General features: G+C 70.4%; 18 protein-coding genes. 6 read left to right on the forward strand and 12 right to left on the reverse strand.

What is annotated here, in order from left to right; genetic code table 11:
• Positions 1-76: 76 nt before the first annotated feature.
• Positions 77-940: an NAD(P)-dependent oxidoreductase gene (locus FFS51_RS12025; protein ID WP_137878487.1), complete on the forward strand. Its 864-nt coding sequence runs from the start codon at positions 77-79 to the stop codon at positions 938-940.
• A 9-nt stretch (positions 941-949) separates the two neighbouring features.
• Here FFS51_RS12025 and FFS51_RS12030 read toward each other — a convergent pair whose 3' ends face one another.
• Positions 950-1,657, reverse strand: coding sequence for an SDR family NAD(P)-dependent oxidoreductase (locus FFS51_RS12030; RefSeq protein WP_137878488.1), 708 nt, complete (start codon positions 1,655-1,657; stop codon positions 950-952).
• Positions 1,658-1,660: 3 nt separating this feature from the next.
• Positions 1,661-3,043: a M24 family metallopeptidase gene (locus tag FFS51_RS12035; protein WP_137878489.1), complete on the reverse strand. Its 1,383-nt coding sequence runs from the start codon at positions 3,041-3,043 to the stop codon at positions 1,661-1,663.
• A 163-nt stretch (positions 3,044-3,206) separates the two neighbouring features.
• Here FFS51_RS12035 and FFS51_RS12040 point away from each other — a divergent pair, with 163 nt between their 5' ends.
• A complete protein-coding gene (locus tag FFS51_RS12040) occupies positions 3,207-3,908 on the forward strand; it encodes a helix-turn-helix domain-containing protein (protein WP_082483256.1) in 702 nt (233 codons plus the stop codon).
• A gap of 14 nt (positions 3,909-3,922) precedes the next feature.
• Here FFS51_RS12040 and FFS51_RS12045 read toward each other — a convergent pair whose 3' ends face one another.
• From FFS51_RS12045 to FFS51_RS12080, 8 genes are all read right to left on the reverse strand, one after another.
• Complete coding sequence (locus FFS51_RS12045; protein WP_137878490.1) at positions 3,923-6,409, reverse strand: ATP-binding cassette domain-containing protein; 2,487 nt, start codon at positions 6,407-6,409, stop codon at positions 3,923-3,925.
• A 20-nt stretch (positions 6,410-6,429) separates the two neighbouring features.
• Complete coding sequence (locus tag FFS51_RS12050) at positions 6,430-7,614, reverse strand: substrate-binding domain-containing protein (protein WP_137878491.1); 1,185 nt, start codon at positions 7,612-7,614, stop codon at positions 6,430-6,432.
• Positions 7,615-7,662: 48 nt separating this feature from the next.
• Complete coding sequence (locus FFS51_RS12055; protein WP_056210271.1) at positions 7,663-8,688, reverse strand: ABC transporter permease; 1,026 nt, start codon at positions 8,686-8,688, stop codon at positions 7,663-7,665.
• Positions 8,685-10,073, reverse strand: a complete 1,389-nt coding sequence (locus FFS51_RS12060; protein WP_056210273.1) for an amidohydrolase family protein — start codon at positions 10,071-10,073, stop codon at positions 8,685-8,687. Before FFS51_RS12060 ends, FFS51_RS12055 begins: the two co-directional genes overlap by 4 nt.
• A gap of 154 nt (positions 10,074-10,227) precedes the next feature.
• Positions 10,228-11,664: an amidohydrolase family protein gene (locus tag FFS51_RS12065; RefSeq protein ID WP_137878492.1), complete on the reverse strand. Its 1,437-nt coding sequence runs from the start codon at positions 11,662-11,664 to the stop codon at positions 10,228-10,230.
• Positions 11,661-12,719, reverse strand: coding sequence for a zinc-dependent alcohol dehydrogenase (locus FFS51_RS12070; protein WP_249352719.1), 1,059 nt, complete (start codon positions 12,717-12,719; stop codon positions 11,661-11,663). Before FFS51_RS12070 ends, FFS51_RS12065 begins: the two co-directional genes overlap by 4 nt.
• 5 nt (positions 12,720-12,724) lie before the next feature.
• Positions 12,725-13,036: a Dabb family protein gene (locus FFS51_RS12075; protein WP_137878494.1), complete on the reverse strand. Its 312-nt coding sequence runs from the start codon at positions 13,034-13,036 to the stop codon at positions 12,725-12,727.
• Between the two features lie 9 nt (positions 13,037-13,045).
• The gene (locus tag FFS51_RS12080; protein ID WP_137878495.1) at positions 13,046-14,476 is read right to left on the reverse strand and encodes an amidohydrolase family protein; all 1,431 of its coding nucleotides are present in this window, start codon (positions 14,474-14,476) and stop codon (positions 13,046-13,048) included.
• Between the two features lie 126 nt (positions 14,477-14,602).
• Between FFS51_RS12080 and FFS51_RS12085 the strand changes: the two genes are divergently transcribed.
• Both FFS51_RS12085 and FFS51_RS12090 read left to right on the forward strand, forming a co-directional pair.
• A complete protein-coding gene (locus tag FFS51_RS12085; RefSeq protein WP_137878496.1) occupies positions 14,603-15,622 on the forward strand; it encodes a ketopantoate reductase family protein in 1,020 nt (339 codons plus the stop codon).
• A gap of 41 nt (positions 15,623-15,663) precedes the next feature.
• Positions 15,664-16,698 carry a ketopantoate reductase family protein gene (locus tag FFS51_RS12090; RefSeq protein WP_137878497.1) on the forward strand — a complete coding sequence of 345 codons (1,035 nt, stop codon included), beginning with the start codon at positions 15,664-15,666 and terminating at the stop codon, positions 16,696-16,698.
• Positions 16,699-16,773: 75 nt separating this feature from the next.
• On the opposite strand, the gene rlmB is transcribed toward FFS51_RS12090, so the two are convergent.
• On the reverse strand, positions 16,774-17,778 hold the full coding sequence (rlmB, locus tag FFS51_RS12095; RefSeq protein ID WP_045246749.1) for a 23S rRNA (guanosine(2251)-2'-O)-methyltransferase RlmB: 1,005 nt from the start codon (positions 17,776-17,778) through the stop codon (positions 16,774-16,776).
• The gene (cysS, locus tag FFS51_RS12100; RefSeq protein ID WP_137878498.1) at positions 17,775-19,163 is read right to left on the reverse strand and encodes a cysteine--tRNA ligase; all 1,389 of its coding nucleotides are present in this window, start codon (positions 19,161-19,163) and stop codon (positions 17,775-17,777) included. Before cysS ends, rlmB begins: the two co-directional genes overlap by 4 nt.
• A 55-nt stretch (positions 19,164-19,218) precedes the next feature.
• On the opposite strand from cysS, the gene FFS51_RS12105 reads away from it, so the two are divergent.
• Both FFS51_RS12105 and FFS51_RS12110 read left to right on the forward strand, forming a co-directional pair.
• Positions 19,219-20,139: a DMT family transporter gene (locus tag FFS51_RS12105; RefSeq protein WP_056519160.1), complete on the forward strand. Its 921-nt coding sequence runs from the start codon at positions 19,219-19,221 to the stop codon at positions 20,137-20,139.
• 2 nt (positions 20,140-20,141) lie between these two features.
• Positions 20,142-20,606 (forward strand): GNAT family N-acetyltransferase, encoded by a 465-nt coding sequence (locus tag FFS51_RS12110; protein ID WP_048809297.1) that lies wholly within the window; start codon positions 20,142-20,144, stop codon positions 20,604-20,606.
• The last annotated feature ends 6 nt before the right edge of the window (positions 20,607-20,612 follow it).

A 20,612-nucleotide genomic window follows, 5' to 3' on the forward strand; every position in this document is an offset into this window, starting at 1 on the left:
CTTCCGCCCCACCCCCTGACCGCGGCCGGTCGCGCCGCCGCGCGCCGCCCGCCCGACGCCCACGGAGACGCACAGCATGACCGACATCGGATTCCTCGGACTCGGCACGATGGGCCGCGCGATGGCCGGCCGCCTCCTCGAGACCGGGCACCGCGTGACCGTCTGGAACAGATCGGATGCCCCGGTCGCCGAGCTCGTCGCCGCCGGAGCGGTGGCCGCGGCATCCCCTGCAGATGCGCTCGGGGCACCCGTGTCGATCTCGATGCTCGCTGACGACGCGGCCGCCGAGGCCGTGCTCACCGAGGACGCCCTCGGCGCCGCACGAGGCCACGTGCACGTGAACGCCGCCTCGCTGAGCCCCGACACGGCCGACCTGCTCGCGGCGCGGGCAGCAGCGGCCGGCGCCGGCTACGTCTCGGCGCCGGTGCTCGGACGCTACCCGGTGGCGGCGGCGGGACAGCTCAACATCCTCGCGGCCGGCGATCCCGCGGCGATCGAGACCGCCCGCCCCGCGCTCGCATCTCTCGCGGCCCGCATCTGGGAGTTCGGAGCCGTGCCGCGCACCGCCAACATCGTCAAGATCGCCGTCAACTACGACCTCATCCATGCGATGCAGGCCATCGGCGAATCCGTCGCACTCGTCGAACGGCACGGGGTCGAGGCATCCGCGTTCGTCGACCTGCTCACCCACTCGTTGTTCGCCGCGCCCGCGTACTCGATCTACGGCGACGTGATCGCCCAGCGCCGCTACTCCCCGCCCGGCTTCCACATGTCGCTCGGATTCAAGGACCTGCGCCTGGCGGAGGCCGCCGCCGCATCCGTCGGGCTAGAGATGCCGACCGCGGCCGCGCTGCACGGAGTGTTCGAACGCGCGATCGCCGACCCGTCGCTGCGAGACCTCGACTGGTCGGCGATCGCGGAGGTCACGCGCTCGGCGTGACCTCCCGGTTCAGGTGAGGGTCCAGCCCCGATCGACGTAAAGGCTGGTACCGGAGACCCCGCGGTTGTCGAGCAGGAACTCGACGGTGCCGACCACGTCGGCCACCGTGGCGAGCTCGCCGCCCGGCGTGCGTGACCGGTAGGCGTCCAGAACGCCGTCGGGCTTGCCCGCCCAGAACGGGCTGTCGCCGATGATCCCCGGGTGCAGCGCGTTCACACGGATCGGGGCGAGCTCGAGAGCGAGGGTGTGCGTGAGTCCCTCGACGCCGCCGTTGATCGTCGACACCGTGGTCGAGCCGGGATAGGGCAGGTCCTTCGCGCGACCGCCGAAGAGCACGATGCCGGTGCCGACGCTCGGGGTCAGCCGATCCAGCAACGCGTGCACGGTCTCCGCGTAGCCGACGAGCTTGAGGGTCACGAGGCGTCGCGCCCGCGCGATGTCGTAGTCCGCGATGGTGTTCGCGTCGCGCTCGATCGCGGCGAGCACGAGCCCGTCGATCGCACCGACTCCGGCGAGCGCGGGCGCGATCTGCTCGGGCTCCGAGATGTCGAGGGCGAGGGACGCGGCATCCGGTCCGAGACCCTCGGCGATCTCGGCCGCCCGGGCCGCATCACGCCCCGTGATGATCACGCGATCGCCGCGGGCGAGGAGGGTGCGCGCGAGCTCGAGGCCGATGCCCGAGGTGCCGCCGACGACGAGGATGGTGCGCTGCGACATCGCCTACGCCTCTCCCCGACCCCATACCGTGTTGAGGTGCGACTGCGGGTCGCGCACGGTTGGCAGGATGCCGTCGACGGAGTAGTAGCGCTTGCCCGCGACGATGAGCTCCTCCGCGGGGAACTTCGTGATGACCTCGCAGCCGGTGGCCGTGACGACGACCTCCTCCTCGATGCGGGCCGCACCCCAGCCGTCGGCAGAGGGCCAATAGGTCTCGAGGGCGAAGACCATCCCCTCCTCGAGCACTTCCGGGTGATCGAGCGACACGAGACGGCTGAAGATCGGCTTCTCCCAGATCGAGAGCCCCACGCCGTGTCCGTACTGCAGCGCGAAGGCCGCCTCTTCGTCGGGGAAGCCGAACTCCTGCGCGGTCGGCCACACCGACACGATGTCGGCGGTGGTCGCGCCCGGGCGCACGAGGGCGATCGCGCGATCCATGTACTCCCGGGCACGCGTGTAGGCATCCCGCTGCGCCGACGAGGCCGACCCGACCGCGAAGGTGCGGTAGTAGCAGGTGCGGTAGCCGTTGAAGCTGTGCAGGATGTCGAAGAAGGCGGGGTCGCCCGGCCGGATGATGCGGTCGGAGAAGACGTGCGGGTGCGGCGAGCAGCGCTCGCCCGAGATCGCGTTCACTCCCTCGACGTACTCGGAGCCGAGGTCGTAGAGGGTCTTCGCCACGAGCCCGACGGCCTCGTTCTCGCGCACGCCCGGCCGCAGGAACCGGTACAGCTCGTCGTAGGCCGCATCCACCATCGAGGCGGCCTGGGTGAGGAGCCGGATCTCGTCGCCCGTCTTGACCCGTCGGGCCTCCATGAAGATCTGCTGGCCGTCGACGACCTGGATGCCCTCGCGCTGGAGGGCGAAGAGGATCGGCAGCTCGATCACGTCGACGCCGAGCGGCTCGTGGGCGAGACCGAACTTCTCCAACTCGCGCTTGATCTTCTTCGCGACCTTCTCGGCGATCTCCGCATCGGGGCTGAACGCGCCACGCAGGGTCGAGATGCCGGCGCGCGCACCGGACTCCAGTCGCGGGCGCTTGGCACCCTCGTGCGGGGCATTGGGGTCGGCGTCCATCTCCATGCTCGTGACGTCGAGCCAGGGGTTGTAGAGCTGGTGGTGCTTGGCGGCGGAGCCGAAGTCCCACGAGATGGGGTCGGTGCGGCGGGTCAGCAACGAGAAGCGGATGAGCTTGTCCATGGCCCAGGTGCCGATGTGCGTCGCGGTCATGTATCGGATGTTGGAGAAGTCGAACGCCAGCACCGCACCCACGTCGCTGCGGTCGAGTTCGGCGCGCAGACGCGTGAGTCGCGCGTCGCGAAGCCGATCGAAGTCCACGCGCTGCTCCCAGTCGACGGCGTTTGTGCCCGTCGTGCCCGTACTCTTCATCGAGTTCTCCTGTCAGTTGCAAACACACAGTGTTTAGTAAAAGTGTACATTGTGCAGTTTAAGTTAACGCTTATGCGGTGTATTGTCGGGCGCATCGGCTCGTGTACGCCATGACTGGATGCCGCGGCCACCGCCGACGCGATGAGCACCCCCTGGAGGACGTATGACCACCGAGGACATCGGCGCGCGGATCCGCGACGCCCGACTCGAACGAGGCCTCAGCCTGCGCAGCGTGGCCCAGGCCCTCGGCGTCTCGGCATCTCTCATCTCGCAGGTCGAGACAGGCAAGACCCAGCCCAGCGTGTCCACCCTGTACGCGATCGTGAGCCACCTGGGCGTCTCGATGGACGAGCTGCTCGGCGTGAGCGCGACCGCCGTCGACGAGGCTCCGGTCACGCCGATCTTCCGGCCGTCCGGCACCGTCAAGCCCGCCGTGCAGCGCGGTGACGAGAACCCCGTGCTCGAGATGGAGAACGGCGTCATCTGGGAGCGACTCGCCGTCGGCGAGGGCGGGCCCGCCGACGCGCTGCTCGTGACCTACGCACCCGGCGCGACCAGCTCCATCGAGGGCAAACTGATGCGCCACTCGGGCATCGAGTACGCCTACCTCATCGAGGGAGAGCTCACCCTGCAGCTCGACTTCGACACCTTCACGCTGCACGCCGGCGACTCGTTGCAGTTCGACTCGGTGCGCCCGCACCTCTACTCGAACCGCGGCGACGTCCCCGCCCGCGGCATCTGGTTCGTCGTCGGCCGACGCCAGCAGAACCAGGCCATGCCGACCGCTCCCGGAGAGGCCGGGCGCGGCGAGCAGCTGGCGTCGGCCGTCGACGTGCTGCGGGCGATGGACGACCTGCACGGCTGAGCCCGCGGCATCCATCACAGTCCCCGTGGCGGGGCGGACCGGCGGCGCAGCTGCGCGATCATCGGCAGGATCGCCGCGATCAGCACGAACACGCCCTGCACCCAGTACTGCCAGGCGAGGCCCAGCGAGAGGTAGGCCAGCGCGTTCGTGATCGTCTGCAGCAGCAGACCTGCCGCCGCGACGGCCAGCGCCGAGCCCGACCCGCCGAAGATGCTCGCCCCGGCGATGACGATCGCCGTCACCGAGGTGAGGGTGAGCGCCTGACCGGTGTTAGCGTCACCGATGCCGGTCTTCGAGTACAGCGCGAGCCCGGCGATGGCCGCGATGACGCCGGCGGATGTCGCGGCCAGCAGCCGCATCGACCGCACGTTCACTCCCATGCGGTTCGCCTTCACCGCATCGGATCCCGCGGCGCGGAAACCGCGCCCCAGACGTGTGCGCTGGATCACGAACCACATGACGACGGCGAGCACGATCGCGATCGCGAGCACGAGCGGGATGCCCGCCACTGCGGTGCCGATCAGCACCATGATGTCGTTCGACGCCGATCCGCCCGGACTCGGACGCAGCACCTGCGCGGCGCCGACGACGGCGATCGAGGTGACGAGGGTCGCGATGACCGGCGGCAGGTTCAGTCGCGTCACAAGCAGACCGTTGACGAGGCCGACGGCGAGCCCCGCGACGAGCGCGAGCACCACCCCGAAGAGGAACAGCCCGATTCCGCCTCCGCCGAAGAACGAGATGACGACGGTCGAGAGAGCGAGCACCGATCCGATCGACAGATCGATGCCACCGGTCATGACCACGACCAGCTGAGCGAGGCCCACGAGGATCAGCACCGAGGAGCTGGCGAGCAGCTGGGACATGTTGAGAGGGCTGAGGAACGCCGTCGAGAAGAACGTCGTCGCCATTCCCAGCAGCACCGTCAGCACCAGCAGGGCGCCGGCCTGCAGCTCGCCGCGCACCGCCAGAGGGATGCGGCGACGCCGCGGGACCGCGCTGACCGTCGCGACCGAACCGGTCTCGGACATCACCGCAGCGCCCGTGATCGCGCGCTCGGTGACGGCGGCACCCGTGAAGGTGTCCTGCACCTGGCCACGGGAGAACACGACGACCCGGTCGCAGAGACCCTCGAGCTCGACCGCGTCGGTCGAGAGCACGACCACCGCGACTCCATCCGCCGCCATCGAGCGCAGCACGGCGTAGATCTCCACGCGCGCCCCGGCGTCGACGCCCTGCGTCGGGTCCTCGACGAGGAGCACTTTCGGTTCGCCGAGGCGCGCGCGGGCCAGAAGCACCTTCTGCTGACTGCCGCCGGAGAGGCTGGCGACAGGAGTCTCGAGGGTGGGGGTCTTCACGGCGAGACCGGCGATCGCCGTGCGGGTGAGCGCGTACTCACGACGACGGTCGACGAAGCCGGTGGGCATCGCCTCGGCGATCGAGGGGGCGATGACGTTCTCGCGAACCGACATCTTGCCGAACATCGCCTCGCCGATGCGATCGCCGGGAAGGAACACGACGCCGTCGCGCACCGCGGTGCGGGCGGAGCGCACATCGAGCGGCCGGCCGGACAGGAGCACACGGCCGGCGGTCGATCCCAGGCCGGCGAGGCCGCGCAGCACGGCGCGCTGGCCGTTGCCCTCGACGCCGGCGAGTCCGACGATCTGTCCGGGCATCGCGGCGAACGAGATGTCTCGATAGCCCGGGCCACCGAGGCCGAGCACCTCGAGGAGCGGAGTGCCGTCGGCATCCGGCCCCGACTTGTCGGGGAAGGTCGTCTCCAGAGAGCGTCCGACGATGAGCTCGACGATCTCGTCCGCGCTGTAGTCGGAGACGCTGCCGCGTCCGACGACGCGGCCGTCGCGCAGCACCGTCAGATCGGTCGCGATCTCGATGACCTCGGGGATGCGGTGGGTGATGTAGACGACCGCGACACCGTCGGCGAGCAACTCGCTCACACGGTCGAACAGCCAGCGGGTCTCGTCGGGACCGAGCGCTTCGGTCGGCTCGTCGAGCACGAGGATGCGGGGGTCGGATGCGAGCGCGGCGGCGATCTCGATGAGGTGCGCCTCGCGCAGCGAGAGGGTCGAGATCGTCGCCTGAGGATCGATCTCGAGACCGAGCTTCTCGAAGTGGGCCTTGAGCCACGCCGCCGCGCCCCGGCGTCGGGGGCGCTTCGAAGCGGGGAGGAGCAGGAGCACGGCGTCGACCACCGTGAGGGAGGGGGCGAGCGCGGGGATCTGGTAGACGATCGCGAGACCGTTCTCCCGCGCATCCGCGGTCTGGATCCGGGAGAACTCCCGGCCGGCGAGGCCGATCGTGCCGGTGTCCGGCACGACCGACCCCGCGGCGACTCCGACGAGGGTCGACTTGCCCGCCCCGTTCTCGCCGAGGATCGCGTGGACCCTCCCCGGTGCGATCTCGACGCTCACATCGTCGAGGGCGCGCACGCCGGGATAGGACTTGGTGATCCCCGTGAGAACGAGGGCGGGTTCAGTCATCGTCGGAATCCTTCGTGTCGTCAGCCGAACAGCTGCGTGATCTCAGCAGGGGTCAGGAGCGTGGACGGCGTCGCGTCCGGCGGCGCCGACGCGAGGCACGCCTTGTCGGGTGCGATCGATCCCGACGTCTGGCCGGTCGAGTCCTCATAGAGCGCGAGCTGGTAGATCGAGGGCTCGGTGTCGCTCGTCCCCTGGAAGGCGGCGACGGCCTTGCGAAGGGCGACGCGGCCGATCCACGTGCGCGACGACACGGTCGCCAGCTCGTAGCTCGGGTTGGTCTTCTTCAGCGCGTCGTAGCCGCACGAGAGCGAGTTGTCGTCGGTCGAGGTCAGCAGCGGCACCGAGATGCCCGCGGCCTGGTAGGCGCGGATGACACCTGCTGCGGATGCGCCGTAGTCGGCGATGACCGCGTCGATCTTCGGGTACTGGGCGAGAAGTCCCGCCATGGCCTGCTGCGCCTGAGCCGGGTCCCAGTTGGTGACGACGGGCTCGGAGTTGAGGAGCTTGATCTGCGGGTTGGCCGCGACGACCTCCTTGACACCCTCGAACTCCTGCGAGGACACCGCCACGCCGGAGGGTCCGCCGAGGAAGACGACGTTGCCGCCGGCTGAGCCGAGACGGTCGACGACCCACTGCGCCCACGACTTGCCGACGAACTGCGGGGACTGGTCGGTGTAGTCGAGGTAGTCGGTGCCGGCCTTGCCGTTCGGGTCCGAGGCGAACGCCACGACGTAGGATCCGGCCTGGGTCGCCTGGCGCATGGCCGGCAGGTGGGCGTCGCCGGGCCCGGCGTCGGGGATCACGAGGATGATGTTCGTGCCCTTCGATGCGAGGCTCGTGATTCCGGACGTCGTCTTCTCGAGATCGAACGATCCCGCGACGTAGTCGACGCTGGTGATCGCCTTGCACTTCGCGGCTTCGGACTTGATCTCGGCGAGAACGGTCTTCGACCAGCTGTTCGTGCCGCCGCCGTCGACGACACCGACGGTCATCGGCTTCGCGTTGGCGGTGCAGATGCTCGACATGTCGGCGAACTGGGACACGGTTCCGACCGAGCCGGCGGCGATGTTGGCCTGGAGGTTCCCGGCCGTGGCGCTGGTCGAACTGGCGTTCGTGGACGAACAGCCCGCGAGCGCTGTGGCGACGATCGCGAGTGACGCGGCCGCTGCTGCGGCGACGCGACGTCGCTTGATGATGCGATTCACTGCACACTCCTCATTGAGTTCACTGGTGGTGGGGGTGGGTGCGACGGGTCACTTCTGACGCCGGACGAGGCGTCGCAGCCTCGCCGACGTGCCGCCCAGCTCGAGCTGGGCGACGATCCCGACGCCGATGATCAGCGCCTGGACGATGTTCTGCACGGCGGTTGCCTGCGTGAAGGTCTGCACGAGCTGGCCGAGCTGGGCGAGGAAGAGCGCACCCAGCGCGGTGCCGATGAAGCTCCCCTTCCCGCCCGTGAGGGCGGTACCGCCGAGCACGACGGCGGCGATCGAGGGCAGGAGGTAGTCGTTGCCGGCTGTCAGGGTCGGCGAGCGCAGCAGACCGGCGAGCAGCACCCCGGCACCGGCCGCGAGGGCGGCGGCGAGCCAGTAGGCGCTGATCGTGTAGGCCCGCGTCGCGATCCCGATGTTCGCAGCGCTGCGCGGGTTCTCGCCGACGAGTTCGAACCGGCGCCCGACGCGCGTGCCCTTGACGACGAGGTGGATGATCACGACGATCGCGACGGCGAAGAAGGTCAGCACTGGGATGCCCCAGAGTCGGCTGAGCGCGAAGTTGCTGAGCTCCAGAACCGACTGGGCGCCGAATCCGCCCGAGACCGCCTGGACGGCGCCGATCATGAGGGCGTTGCTGGCGATCGTGACGACGAGAGGCGGAAGACCGAAGACGGTGATCACCACTCCGCTGAGCAGGCCGAACAGCGAGGTCGCGACGATCGCGACGATGACCGCGGTGGTGAGCCCCCAGTCGGCCCCGAACTTGGCCGCGATGAGCGCACCGAGAGTCACGGCGCCGGGGATCGACAGGTCGAGCCCGCCCTGCTGGATGACGAGGGTCTGGCCGATGGCCACGATCGCCGTGAGCGCGGCGAAGGGGAGCATCGAGACGATCGCCGTCGTGCCCACGCTGCCGGGGGCGATGAGCGGGCTGATGGCGAAGAGCAGCGCCACGGCGATGAACGCGCGGGTGCCCGGCCACGACAGCACCTCGGCGAGGAGGGGTCGGCGGTCCACCGGCGCCGTGCGCGTGCGCACCTCCGCCGGTTCGTTCACGGTGGTCATGACTGCACAGTGAGGTCGGGGTGCCACGAGCCGTCGAGGTGCGCCTCGGGCCACTCTCCGACGATGTAGTCGCGCGAGGCCTCGGCGCGGGAGCGCAGCGCCGCGTAGTCGACACCGACGAGCTGACCGTCCTTCTTCACGCGCCGGCCCTGCACGAACACGTCGCGCACGAGCCCGGGGTGGGCGTTGTAGACGACGGCGCCGATGGGGTTGTTCATCGGGGTCATCGCAAGAGCCCGGTCGTCGAGCACGACGATGTCAGCGGCCTTTCCGACGACGAGCGATCCGGTGAGGTGGTCGAGGCCCGCGGCGTGCGCGCCGTCGATCGTGGCGAACTGCAGCACGTCGTTGACGCTGAGGCCGATGCGCTCGACGACCTCGCCGGTCTCGACGGCGGGGGCGTTGTCGAGGGCGCGCTGCATGCCGATGGCGGTGCGCATCGTGCCGAACATGTCTCCGCCGTTGCTCGAGCAGACGTCGATGGAGAAGGTGGGGCGGATGCCGTGCTGCAGCAGACGTCCGGTGGCGGGGTATCCGTGTCCCATCTGCATCTCGACGTCGGGGGCGCAGGAGGCGGTGCCGCCGCTGTCGGCGATCATCTGCAGCTCGTCGTCGCCGAGTGTGCAGCAGTGCACGTAGGTGATGCGGTCCGAGAGCAGCCCGTCGTCCTTCAGCTTGCGGATGGGGCCGGACTTCCCCCAGTAGCCGTCGCCGACGTGCACGGTCACGCGCAGGTCGAGTTCGTCGGCGAGCGCGAAGTCGTGCCGGTTGACCTCGGGGGTCACGAACTGCGGGCCGCGCAGGGCGAGGGCCATCGTGACGAGTCCCGTGTTACTGCTGAACACCGTCTCCCGCAGGCGCCGGGCGTCCTCGGCCGGGTGGTTGTTAGGCGACGGGAGCGGGGCGCCCCACTGCTTGTTGCCGCCGCCGTGCGCGAACACGGCGCGCATGCCGGTGTCGGTGAGGGCCTGCACCGCGGCATCCGCGTGGGCCGGGGTCGCGAGGTTGTGCGACCAGTCGACGAGGGTCGTGATGCCGGCGTCGAGCGCTTCGAGGGCACCGAGGTAGTTGCCCGTGTAGGTGTCCTCGGGCCGGAAGAACTTCGAGAGCCCGGTGTGGAGTCCGGCGAGGTACTCGGTGAGTGACCAGTCGGATGCCACGTTCCGCACGACCGACTGCCAGGTGTGGCGGTGGGTGTCGACGAAGCCGGGCAGGACGATGCGTCCGGTGACGTCGATCACCTCGGCGTCGTCCACGGACAGCCCGTGGCCGATGGCCTCGATCGTGCCGTCCGCGGAGATCAGGATGTCCGTGTCGGGAAGGACTTCTCCCGCGCGGGCCGAGGTGATGACGGTTCCGCCGCGGAGCAGGGTGCGGGTGCTCATAGTCTTCATTGACTCCAGGTGCCGGTGCGCCGATCCCCCTTGGTCGGCTCACGTGTGAGTGTGCTGTCGCCACGCTAATAGCCTCACTGCACAGTGTCAAGGTTCACTGAACACTAATGTTCAGTGAGCCTTGACACTGGCGCAGTTGAGGGCGTCAGGCGCGTTCGCGATACAGCGGGATGTCGATGGGCGGCTGCGGGATGAAGCCGCCGTTCGCATCCATCTGGTCGTAGAGGTAGCCCTGCGAGGCATCCATTCGGCGCATCGCCGCCGGGAGGTCGACGTGCACGAGGCGCCCGTCGCGCTTGACGACGCGACCGTCGACGAGCACCGTGTCGACGAGCCCGGCGTGGGCCTGCGAGATGATCGCCCCCGCGGGGTCCCGCCGGTTCCAGCCCGCCTGGCTAACCCCGCTCATGTCGAGCAGCACCACGTCGGCGCGCTTGCCGGGGCTGAGCGACCCCACGACGTCGTCCACGCCGGCCGCCTTCGCACCGTTGATCGTCAGCCAGCGCAGCGCGTCGCGGGTGGTCCACAGCATCTGCTGCGGGGCCACCATCCGCTCGTAGCCGGGCTCATCTGATCGGTACCGCGTCGCCTGCAGCACGAGACGGGCGTGCGAGATCATGTCGCCGGCGTCGCCGCTCACGCAGTCGATGCCGAGGCTCGGCCCCGGCGTATGGCGCGTCGCCTCGGCGATACGCGGATAGCCCATGCCCATCTGCATCTCGGTCTCGGCGCAGACCGAGACCATCGTGCCGGTGCCCTCGAGCAGTTTCCACTCCTCGGGCGTGTTGAACGTGCAGTGCACGAGCAGCAGATCGTCGCCGAGCAGATCGTGGCGGTGCATCACCGCGACATCCGAGAACAGCTGCCGCACGATCACCTGGTTCGCATGCTGCGTCATCCGAGCGCCGAGCTCGCGGGCGAACGCGAACTCGCGCACCACCTCGGCGGCGGGCGTGATCGCGAGCTCCTGGGGCACGAGGCCGAACCGCAGCACGCCGTCGGACGAGAAGTAGGTCGACTTGATCTCGCGCGCGAGCGCCGCACGCGCCGGATAGCTCCCCGACTCCTCCCCCGACTCGGCGCCGCCGCGGCTCTCCGACCAGGTGTTCTCGACGACGGGGGTCATGCCGTGCCCGTACAGGCCACGGATGCCGGCGTCCAGAAGCCCCGTGACAGCGGCGTGCGCTCCGTCCGGGTCGAGGATGTTGTGGCAGTAGTCGACGAGACTCGTCACCCCCGCGTTCAGGCAGTCGAGCGCACCCAGGTAGTTGCCGACGTACATGTCCTCGGCGCGATAGCGCGGTGCCATCTGCAGGCGGATGCCCCTGAGGTAGTCGGGGATGTTGCCGTCAGCGAGGATGCCGCGCAGCGCCGTCTGCCAGGTGTGCCGGTGGGTGTCGACCATGCCCGGCATCGCGATCATGTGCCCGGCCTCGATGATGTCCGCGTCGACCTGATCAAGGCCCTGTCCGACGGCGACGATCGTGCCGTCCTCGATGAGGATGTCGCCACGGGGGAGGTCGCCGATGGAGTCGTCCATCGAGACCACGGCGGCGCCTCGGATCAGTGTGCGGGCGGTCATGCGGGGGTCCTTTCGTGACGTGCCGTGCGGGGCGCGTCGATCCACGGGTCGATCAGGGTCTTGGTCTGGAGGGGCGCACCGGCGATGAGCGGCACGAGGCCGCCGCTGACGACCTCGTCGAGCGGCAGCACGGTCTCGGCGATGTCGCTCCAGTCGGCGCGGGATTCGAGCAGGCGCACAGCGTCGGGGAGGTCGGCGGCCATCACGTGGGCGACAGTGCCGACGATGGTGAGCTCGGCGAGCGTCCAGTGCGCGAGCGCCGCGGGCGGCTCGCCCTTCTGAATCCCGACCGGGACGATCGTCGCGCCCGGGTGCGCCGCGTCGATGACGGACTCCCAGCCGGCCTTCGAGCCGCTGACCTCGAAGAACACATCGACGTCCATCCCGAGCTCGGCGACACGGTCGGCGAGGGTGGCGGTGCCGGCGACGAGCGTCTCCTGTGCGCCCAGGCGCACGGCGAGCTCGAGACGGTCGGCGTTGAGGTCGACCACGAGCACCCTGGCGCCGGTGGCCGCGGCGGCGACCGTGAGGAAGGCGCCGATCCCTCCGACTCCGACGATCACGGCATCGTCGCCGGCCGAGAGTCCACTGCGCCGCACCGCGTGCACGGCGATCGCCATCGGCTGCGCGAGCCCGAGCGTGTCGGACGCGAGTGGCGAGGCGCTGACGTCGAGCAGGATGCCGGCGGGCACGACCGCGTACTGGGCGAGACCGCCGTCACGCTGCAGCCCGGCCGTGCGGTACGACCGGCACAGATTCGTGCGGCCGGCGCGGCACGGCTTGCAGGTGCCGCACGAGATGCCGGCACCGCAGACGACCCGCGCGCCGACGGCGAGGTCGACACCGGCGCCCACCTGCTCCACCGTGCCCGCGAACTCGTGCCCGAGGGTGACGGGCAGCTCGGTGAGCTGCGGCCCCCGGTCGTACTCCGTCGCATCGCTGCCGCACACCCCGCACACCGAGACGCGCACGAGGACCTCCCCCGGGCCCGGGTCGGGCACGGTCCGATCCTCGATGCGCAGATCGCCGGCGGCGTGCAGCACGCCCGCGCGCATCGCGGTCACAGTCGCGCCCCGGCGGGCACCTCGAGCTGCACGGCGCCGCGCGAGGCGATCATGCGTCCGAGCAGGGTGCGGTACACCTCGCCGTGCGCATGGGAGTCGAGGTACGCGTCGAGGCCGGCGGCATCGTCGACGAGAGCGGCGACGCCGTAGTCGGCGCCCTGCGGACGCAGATGCAGGTTCGGCCCGCAGCGATAGCCCCGCAGCTCGGGAATGCCCTGCGCCATCTCGGTGAGGGCGTCGGTGAGCGCGGTCACATCGTCGTCGGTGACGTCGTCGTTCCAGTGGAAGGTGGCGAGATGCAGGATCATGTCGGGCGGTCAGTCCTCTTGGTACTGGTAGGGGTTGTCGATGGGGGCTTCGGGGTCGAGCGGCGGGTGCATCCCTTCCTCCCAGGCGGCCTCGCCGAGCTGGGAGCGCACGTAGTCGACCGATGCGGCGACGGCGTCGCGGGCGGGCGCGATGTCGAGGTCGATGCGCGTTCCCCGGTACTTCACGACACGGCCGTCGATCACGACCGTGTGGATGTCGGCGGTGCCGGCCTGGTAGACGACGTGCGCGTGCGGGTTGAGGATCGGCGTCATCGTGGGCGACTGATCGTTCTTCAGCAGCACGAGGTCGGCCTTCTTGCCCGGCGTGATCGAGCCGATCAGGTCGGACATTCCGAGCGAGAGCGCGCCGCCCATGGTCGCCATCCACACGACGTCCTCGGCGCGCAGCCGGTTGACGTTGACGGTCTCGCCGCGGCGGTGGGCTTCGAGGTGGTCGCGGGAGCGGTCGGAGCTGAGCGTGGCGCGCATGGCCGAGAAGAAGTCGGCGCTCCACCAGACACTCGTGTCCATCGAGAGGGAGGCCGGGATGCCGTACTTGCGGATCTCCCAGGTCGAGGGATACCCCTGGCCCGCGCTCTGCTCCGACTCGGTGGCGACCGAGACCGTGCCGCCGGTCGCGGCGATCTTCTGGTAGCTCTCGGCGCCGAGGCTGGCGGAGTGCACGTAGGTGATCTGATCGGTCATGACTCCCGCGTCGTACATGTTGCGGATGCCCACGTCTCCGGTCGCGCCCCACACTCCGGCGTGGGTGGTGACCCGGATGCCGCGGTCGCGCGCGAAGTCGAACGCGGCGCGCTCGGGGAAGTCGTCGGAGTCGGGCACGTCGAAGGCGAGCTCGAGCCCGAGCAGGTCGGTGCGCGGGAGGTCGTCGATCCACCGACGCACGGCCGGATCCGCGCTCCACTCCCACGGCGCCCCGAGGTAGTTGCCGTAACCGAGCACGAACCTTCCCGGGATCTCCCGGAATGCCGCGACCGCGGCATCCGCGTAGTCGGGGGTGCGCAGAGCGTGCGACCAGTCGAGGGTCGTGGTGACGCCGACGTCCACCGACTCGAGGGCGCTGAGCAGGTTGCCGGCGTAGATGTCCTCGGGACGGAACACCTCGCCGTGCTGCAGGTAGTAGAAGACGAAGTACTGGCTCAGCGCCCAGTCGCCGCCGTAGCCGCGCAGCGCCGTCTGCCACATGTGGCGGTGGGTGTCCACCATCCCGGGCATGAGGATGCCGCCGCTGCCGTCGATCTCGACGGTGCCGTCGGGCACCTCGAGGCGAGGGCCGACGGCGGCGATGCGGTCATCGACGACGAGCACGTCGCCGTCGCGGATGACGCCGGGCGTGTCGACGGTGATGACGGTGGTGTTGCGGATGACGAGAGGCCGGCCGGGCGTGAAGTCCTCGGCATGGGCGGTCGGGTCGCTCATGAGTTCTCCTCTTCGAGAATGTTCAGCGTTGATTTACACTTTGACCACGAATGTGGGCATTTGTCCAGTACTCGGGCCCGAGTGTTCATTCAGACTTCAGTGCCGAAGCCGTCGAAGGAGACCCCCATGACCCGCATCGCCATCCTCGGCTCCGGAGCGAACGGCGCCTCCATCGGTGCCGACCTGCTGCTCTCCGGACACGATGTCACGCTCGTCGAGCAGTGGCCGGCGCACGTCGAGGCGATGCGCGCCGACGGCCTGACGATCGAGACGCCGCACCGCACCGTGCACGTCGATCCGCCGGTGCTGCACCTGTGCGAACTCGCGGAGCAGCGGCATCCGTTCGATGTGGTCCTGATGCTCGTGAAGGCCTACGACTCGCGCTGGGCGGCGCAGCTCATCCGTCCCCACCTGCGGCCGACGAGCCTCGTCGCAGGGGTGCAGAACGGCATGTCCACGGCGGCGATCGCCGACGTGGTGGGAGCGGACCGCACGATGGGGACGGTCATCGAGGTGTCCTCGGCGATGACGGAGCCCGGACGGGTGACGCGCTATTCCGACACCGACCAGTCGTGGTTCGCGGTCGGCGCGCTCCCGCGCTCCGCCGCGTCAGGGCGGGAGGAGGAGGTCGCCGCGCTGCTGCGTGAGGCCGGCCGCGTCGAGGTGGTCGAGGACATCCTCTCGACGAAGTGGATGAAGCTCATCAGCAATGCGACGGTGCTCGTGCCGACCGCGATCCTCGGGCTCCCCATGGCCGACGCCGTCCTGGTGGAGGGCATGCGGGAGGTCATGCTCGCCGCGGGCGAGGAGGCGCGTCTCGTGGGGGCGGCGGCGGGGCGCGACATCCTGCCGATCTTCGGCCTGAGCGCCGATGCCCTCCGCCGGCCCGACGCTGTCGTCTCGACCCTGCTCGACACGCTCTACACAGGGTTCGTGCGCCCCGGGGCCACGACCACGGTACTGCAGGACTGGACCAAGGGCCGTCACAGCGAGGTCGACGACATCAACGGCACAGTCGTCGCCGAGGGCGCGCGCGTCGGCGTCGCGACGCCGGTCAACGCGCGCATCGTCGCCGTCGCGCACGAGATCGAGCAGGGGGTGCGCGAGGCGCATCCCGACAATCTCGCGCTGTTGCGTATTGCTTAACACCCTGTACAGTCGAGCTGACCCGTCGCAAAGGAGCACGCATGTCCTCTCCCCGCATCGCCTTCGTCGGAACCGGCGCTCAGGGCGCCGGTATCGGTGCCGATCTGATCCGTGCCGGCCTCGACGTGACCTTCATCGAGCAGTGGCCCGCCCACGTCGAGGCGATGCGCGCGAACGGCATCACCGTGCACCTGCCCACCGAGACGCAGAACACGCCCGTCGACGCCCTCCACCTGTGCGAGGTCGCGACGCTGCGCGCGCCGTTCGACATCGTGTTCGTGCTGGTCAAGGCGTACGACACCCGATGGGCCGTCGAGCTCATCGCCCCGCACCTCGCCCCCGACGGCCTCGTGGTGGGGCTGCAGAACGGCATGTCGCTCGACGACATCGCTGAGATCGTGGGCGCCGAGCGCACGATCGGCGCGGTCATCGAGATGGCCTCGAACATGTTCGAGCCCGGTGTCGTGACCCGCCAGAACGCGCCCGAGAACTCGTGGTTCGCGGTGGGCGGCATCGTGCCCTCCGCGCAGGCACGCGCGCACGAGGTGCAGGCGGTGCTGCGGCACGCGGGGGTCGTGGAGGTGTCCGCCGACATCCGCTCGTCGAAGTGGATGAAGCTCGTCGCCAACGCCGGCGAGCTCGTGCCGTCGGCCATCCTCGACGAGACGCTGTACGACGCCGTGCGGATGCCCGGTGTCCACGAGTTCATGATCGAGTGCGGCAAGGAGGCGGCGCGAGCCGCCGTGGCCGACGGGTCGACGCTCGTGCCCATCTTCGGTCTCACGCACGACCAGGTCACCGGTCCCGATCAGTACGCGGCCGACCTGCTCGGCGAGGTGCTCGACAAGTACTCGCTGCCCGACACCCGCACCACGGTGCTGCACGACTGGATGAAGGGCCGCCACTCGGAGTACCGAGAGGTCAACGGCCTCGTCGTCGATGTACTCGAGCGGGTGGGCGAGGCCGCCCCGGTCAACGCCCACGTCGTCGAGATCGCCCGGCGCATCGAGGCGGGCGAGCTCGAGCGCGGCCGCCACAACCTCGACCTGCTGCTGCGCGTCGGCGTCCACGTCTGAGGCGCGCGCCCGCCGCGGCGGGCCGCCAGGCCGTCGGCTGCGTCAGGCCGCCGGCCGCGCGGGCCGCCTGCCGTGTCAGGCCGCCCCGCCCCGCATCGTCGCGATCTGGTAGAGCGCGACGGATGCCGCGATGCCGGCGTTCAGCGACTCGGTCGCCGCCGAGATCGGGATCGACACGATCTGGTCGCAGGTCTCGGTGACGAGCCGGGACAGCCCCTCCCCCTCGGAGCCGATGACGATCACGACGGGACGGTCGGCGAGCTCGAGCGCGGGAAGCGCCACATCGCCGCCCCCGTCGAGACCGAGCACGAACACGCCCTGCTTCTTGAGCTCCTTGAGCGTGGCGGTCAGGTTGCCGGCGAGCGCCACCGGCACCCGGGCGGCGGCGCCGGCGCTCGTCTTCCAGGCGGCCGAGTTGACGCCCGCGCTGCGGCGCTGCGGGATGATGACGCCGTGCCCGCCGAAGGCGGCCGTCGAGCGGATGATGGCACCCAGATTGCGCGGGTCGGTCACGCCGTCGAGCGCGACGAACAGCGGCGTCTGGCCGCGGCCGACGACCTGCTCGAGGAGGTCCTGCGGGTGCGCGTACTCGTACGGCGGAACCTTGAGCGCGACGCCCTGGTGCACGCCGTCGAAGCCCGCCATGCGGTCGAGCTCGGGCCGGGTGACCTCGAGCACGGGGATACCGCGGTGCGACACGATCGACAGCATCTCCTTGACGCGGTCGTCCATCTCGACGCGCTGCGCGATGTAGAACGCGGTCGCCGGGATGCGTGCGCGCAGCGCCTCGAGCACCGAATTGCGGCCGGTGACGGTCTCGGTGTCGTCGCTCTGCTTCGGGCGCCCGCCGCGGTTGGGGTTCGAGCCGGCGATCCGCTGGCCGGGCTTGCCCTTGCCGCCCGCGGCGGCGTAGCGCTCCTGCGCCGCCTTGCGCTTGCCGGCGACGTGCCAGGCGCGGTCCTCGGCCTTGGGGGTGGGGCCTTTGCCCTCGAGAGCCTTGCGGCCTTGGCCGCCCGATCCCTTGACGGCGCCCTTCTTCAGCGACTTGCGTGCGCCGGGTCGTCCTGCTGGCTTGGTCATTCGATGCTCCAGTGGGTTCCGTCGGGAGTGTCTTCGAGGGCGATGCCGGCTCCCGCGATCGCGTCGCGGATGCGGTCGGCGGCCGCCCAGTCCTTGTCGGTGCGCGCCTGGGCGCGCTGGTCGATGAGCTGACGCACGAGAACGTCGAGAGCGGATGCCGCGGCCCCCTGCCCGGCGCCGTCGGCGGGCGCGTCGAGGCCGAGCACCGCGGTCATCGCGAGCACGGCGCCGGCCGCGGTGGCCGCGGCATCCCGATCGCCCTCGTCGAGTGCGGCGTTGCCGGTCCGGACGGTCTCGTGCAGCACGGCGAGCGCCTGCGGCACGCCGAGGTCGTCGTCGAGGGCCGCGCCGAAAGCGGCGGGCAGCACGGCGTCGGGCACCTCGCCGAGGGTGCGCAGCACCCGCGTGCGGAAGGCGCCGATGCGGTCGAGTGCGGCCGCGGCCTCGTCGAACGCGCGGTCGGAGATGTCGAGGCTCGAGCGGTAGTGCGCGGCGGCGAGCGCGTAGCGCACGACGAGCGAGGGCCGCTCGGCGAGCACGTCGGCGGCGAGCACGAAGTTGCCGAGCGACTTCGACATCTTCTGGCCCTCGACAGTCACCAGGCCGTTGTGCACCCAGTAGGTCGCGAACGCGTCGCCTGCGGCCGTCGACTGGGCGAGTTCGTTCTCGTGATGGGGAAAGCGCAGGTCGAGTCCGCCGCCGTGGATGTCGAAGGCGCCGCCCAGGTAGCGGCGCGACATCGCCGAGCACTCGATATGCCACCCGGGGCGACCCGCACCCCAGGGCGCACCCCAGGTGGCGTCGGCGGGCTCGTCGGGCTTCGCGCCCTTCCACAGAGCGAAGTCGTGCGGATCGCGCTTGCCGCGCGGGTCGGCGTCGGCGGCCGCCTCCATCGCGTCGAGGCCCTGCCGGGTGAGGCTGCCGTACGACGGCCACGAGCGCACGTCGAAGTAGACGTCGCCCGAGCCGTCGGGGGCCACGTAGGCGTGCCCCCGCGCGATCAGCGTCTCGATGAGCTCGATCATCTGCGGAATCGAGCCAGTCGCACGCGGCTCGTACGTCGGTGCGAGGATGCCGACCGCGGCATACGCGGCCGCGAACTCCTGCTCCATGCGGTACGCCAGCGCCCACCAGGGTTCGGCAGCCGACGCGTTGGCGATCACCTTGTCGTCGATGTCGGTGACGTTGCGCACGAAGGTGACGCGGCCGTAGCGGTGCGCGAGCCAGCGACGGAGGATGTCGAAGCTCAGCGCCGCGCGCACGTGACCGATGTGGGGGCCGGACTGCACGGTCGGGCCGCAGACGTACATCGTGACGTGGGAGGGGTCGATCGGCACGAAGTCGCGCAACGCCTGCGCCTTGGTGTCGTAGAGCCTCACAGTCACCGTCCCAGCCTACCGGCGCACGGGCGCGCGCCCCGGAGCCGGTAGAACTGATGACGTGCCCGCCATTCTCGCCGTCCTCGCCGCCGCCGTGCTGTTCGGCACGACCGGCACATCACAGGCGCTCGGCCCGGCGGGGACCACCCCGCTCGGCGTCGGCGCGATGCGCCTGCTCGTCGGCGGCACCGTGCTGGCGGTGGCCGGCTTCGCGCTGGCGGCGCGGGCGCGGGCGCGCCGCGGCATCCGCAATCCCCGGCTCTCGCGGCGCGCGGTCCTGCTCATGGTGGTCACGGGCGTCTGCCTCGCCGGCTATCAGCCGCTGTTCTTCCTCGGCACCTCGCGCAACGGCGTCGCGATCGGCACGGTCGTCGCCCTCGGGTCGGCCCCCGTCCTCGCGGGACTGCTCGAATGGATGCTGCGCCGACGCGCCCCGCGACCGGTGTGGCTGGTGGCGACGGTGCTCGCGCTCGCGGGGGTCGCGATCATCACGCTCGGCGGCGAGGGCACCGGGGCCGTCGACCCGCTCGGCGTCGTGGGATCCGTCGGCGCCGGGGCCGCGTTCGCGATGTACGCGAACGCGCAGCGGCGGCTCATGGACGACGGCTGGGATCCGTTCACCGTCGCGGGCGCCATGGGACTCACCTCGGCGCTCGCGGCTCTCGCGATGGTGCCGTTCGCCTCGTTCGCGTGGCTCGCCGATCCCCGGGGCGTCGCGATGGCCCTCTGGCTCGGGGTGGCGACGATCGCGGTGGCATACGTGCTGTTCACCTGGGGTCTCGAGCGGATGTCGGCGGCCACCGCCGCGACCCTGACACTCGCCGAGCCCCTCACGGCAACGCTTCTCGGCATCCTCGTGCTCGGCGAGCACCTCACGCTCGGCGGCGTGATCGGGCTGTGCGTGCTGGCGGCGGGACTCGTGCTGCTCAGCGCCGGATCGCGCGCCCGTCGCGAACCGCGTCCTTTCGCAGCGGAGGCGTGACGGTGACCACGTTGAGCATCCTCCCCGACGACCTGTCCTCGCCCGACGTGCAGGCGCTCATCGTCGCGCACCTGGACGGTATGCACGCGACCTCGCCCGCGGAGAGCGTGCACGCTCTCGACCTGGGCGCGCTGCGGCATCCGTCGATCTCGTTCTTCGCGGCGCGCGTCGACGGCGAGCTCGCCGGCATCGGCGCGCTGCGCACGATCGACCACGTCTCGGGCGAGCTGAAGTCGATGCGGGTCGCGCCCGCGTTCCTGGGGCGCGGCATCGGGCGCGCGCTGCTGCAGCACCTGATCGCCGAGTCGCGCAGCCGGGGCTTCTCCTCGCTGTGGCTCGAGACCGGAAGCACCCCGGACTTCCTCCCGGCGGTGCGGCTCTATGAGAGCGAAGGCTTCGCTGTCACCGGGCCGTTCGGCGACTACCGCGAGGACCCGTTCTCGATCTTCATGACACGCACGCTCTGACGCCCG

The sequence above is a fragment of the Microbacterium sp. 4NA327F11 genome (genome assembly GCF_005503465.1).
GTDB classification, from domain to species: domain Bacteria; phylum Actinomycetota; class Actinomycetes; order Actinomycetales; family Microbacteriaceae; genus Microbacterium; species Microbacterium ginsengisoli.

What these genes read in the sequence shown, in the direction of transcription:
- FFS51_RS12065 (WP_137878492.1), bottom strand. Translation starts at nt 11,664, where the DNA reads ATGACCGCCCGCACACTGATCCGAGGCGCCGCCGTGGTCTCGATGGAC.
- FFS51_RS12075 (WP_137878494.1), bottom strand. Translation starts at nt 13,036, where the DNA reads ATGATCCTGCATCTCGCCACCTTCCACTGGAACGACGACGTCACCGAC.
- FFS51_RS12060 (WP_056210273.1), bottom strand. Translation starts at nt 10,073, where the DNA reads ATGAGCACCCGCACCCTGCTCCGCGGCGGAACCGTCATCACCTCGGCC.
- FFS51_RS12035 (WP_137878489.1), bottom strand. Translation starts at nt 3,043, where the DNA reads ATGAAGAGTACGGGCACGACGGGCACAAACGCCGTCGACTGGGAGCAG.
- FFS51_RS12055 (WP_056210271.1), bottom strand. Translation starts at nt 8,688, where the DNA reads ATGACCACCGTGAACGAACCGGCGGAGGTGCGCACGCGCACGGCGCCG.
- FFS51_RS12085 (WP_137878496.1), top strand. Translation starts at nt 14,603, where the DNA reads ATGACCCGCATCGCCATCCTCGGCTCCGGAGCGAACGGCGCCTCCATC.
- FFS51_RS12045 (WP_137878490.1), bottom strand. Translation starts at nt 6,409, where the DNA reads ATGACTGAACCCGCCCTCGTTCTCACGGGGATCACCAAGTCCTATCCC.
- FFS51_RS12070 (WP_249352719.1), bottom strand. Translation starts at nt 12,719, where the DNA reads ATGCGCGCGGGCGTGCTGCACGCCGCCGGCGATCTGCGCATCGAGGAT.
- FFS51_RS12090 (WP_137878497.1), top strand. Translation starts at nt 15,664, where the DNA reads ATGTCCTCTCCCCGCATCGCCTTCGTCGGAACCGGCGCTCAGGGCGCC.
- rlmB (WP_045246749.1), bottom strand. Translation starts at nt 17,778, where the DNA reads ATGACCAAGCCAGCAGGACGACCCGGCGCACGCAAGTCGCTGAAGAAG.
- FFS51_RS12030 (WP_137878488.1), bottom strand. Translation starts at nt 1,657, where the DNA reads ATGTCGCAGCGCACCATCCTCGTCGTCGGCGGCACCTCGGGCATCGGC.
- FFS51_RS12080 (WP_137878495.1), bottom strand. Translation starts at nt 14,476, where the DNA reads ATGAGCGACCCGACCGCCCATGCCGAGGACTTCACGCCCGGCCGGCCT.
- FFS51_RS12040 (WP_082483256.1), top strand. Translation starts at nt 3,207, where the DNA reads ATGACCACCGAGGACATCGGCGCGCGGATCCGCGACGCCCGACTCGAA.
- FFS51_RS12025 (WP_137878487.1), top strand. Translation starts at nt 77, where the DNA reads ATGACCGACATCGGATTCCTCGGACTCGGCACGATGGGCCGCGCGATG.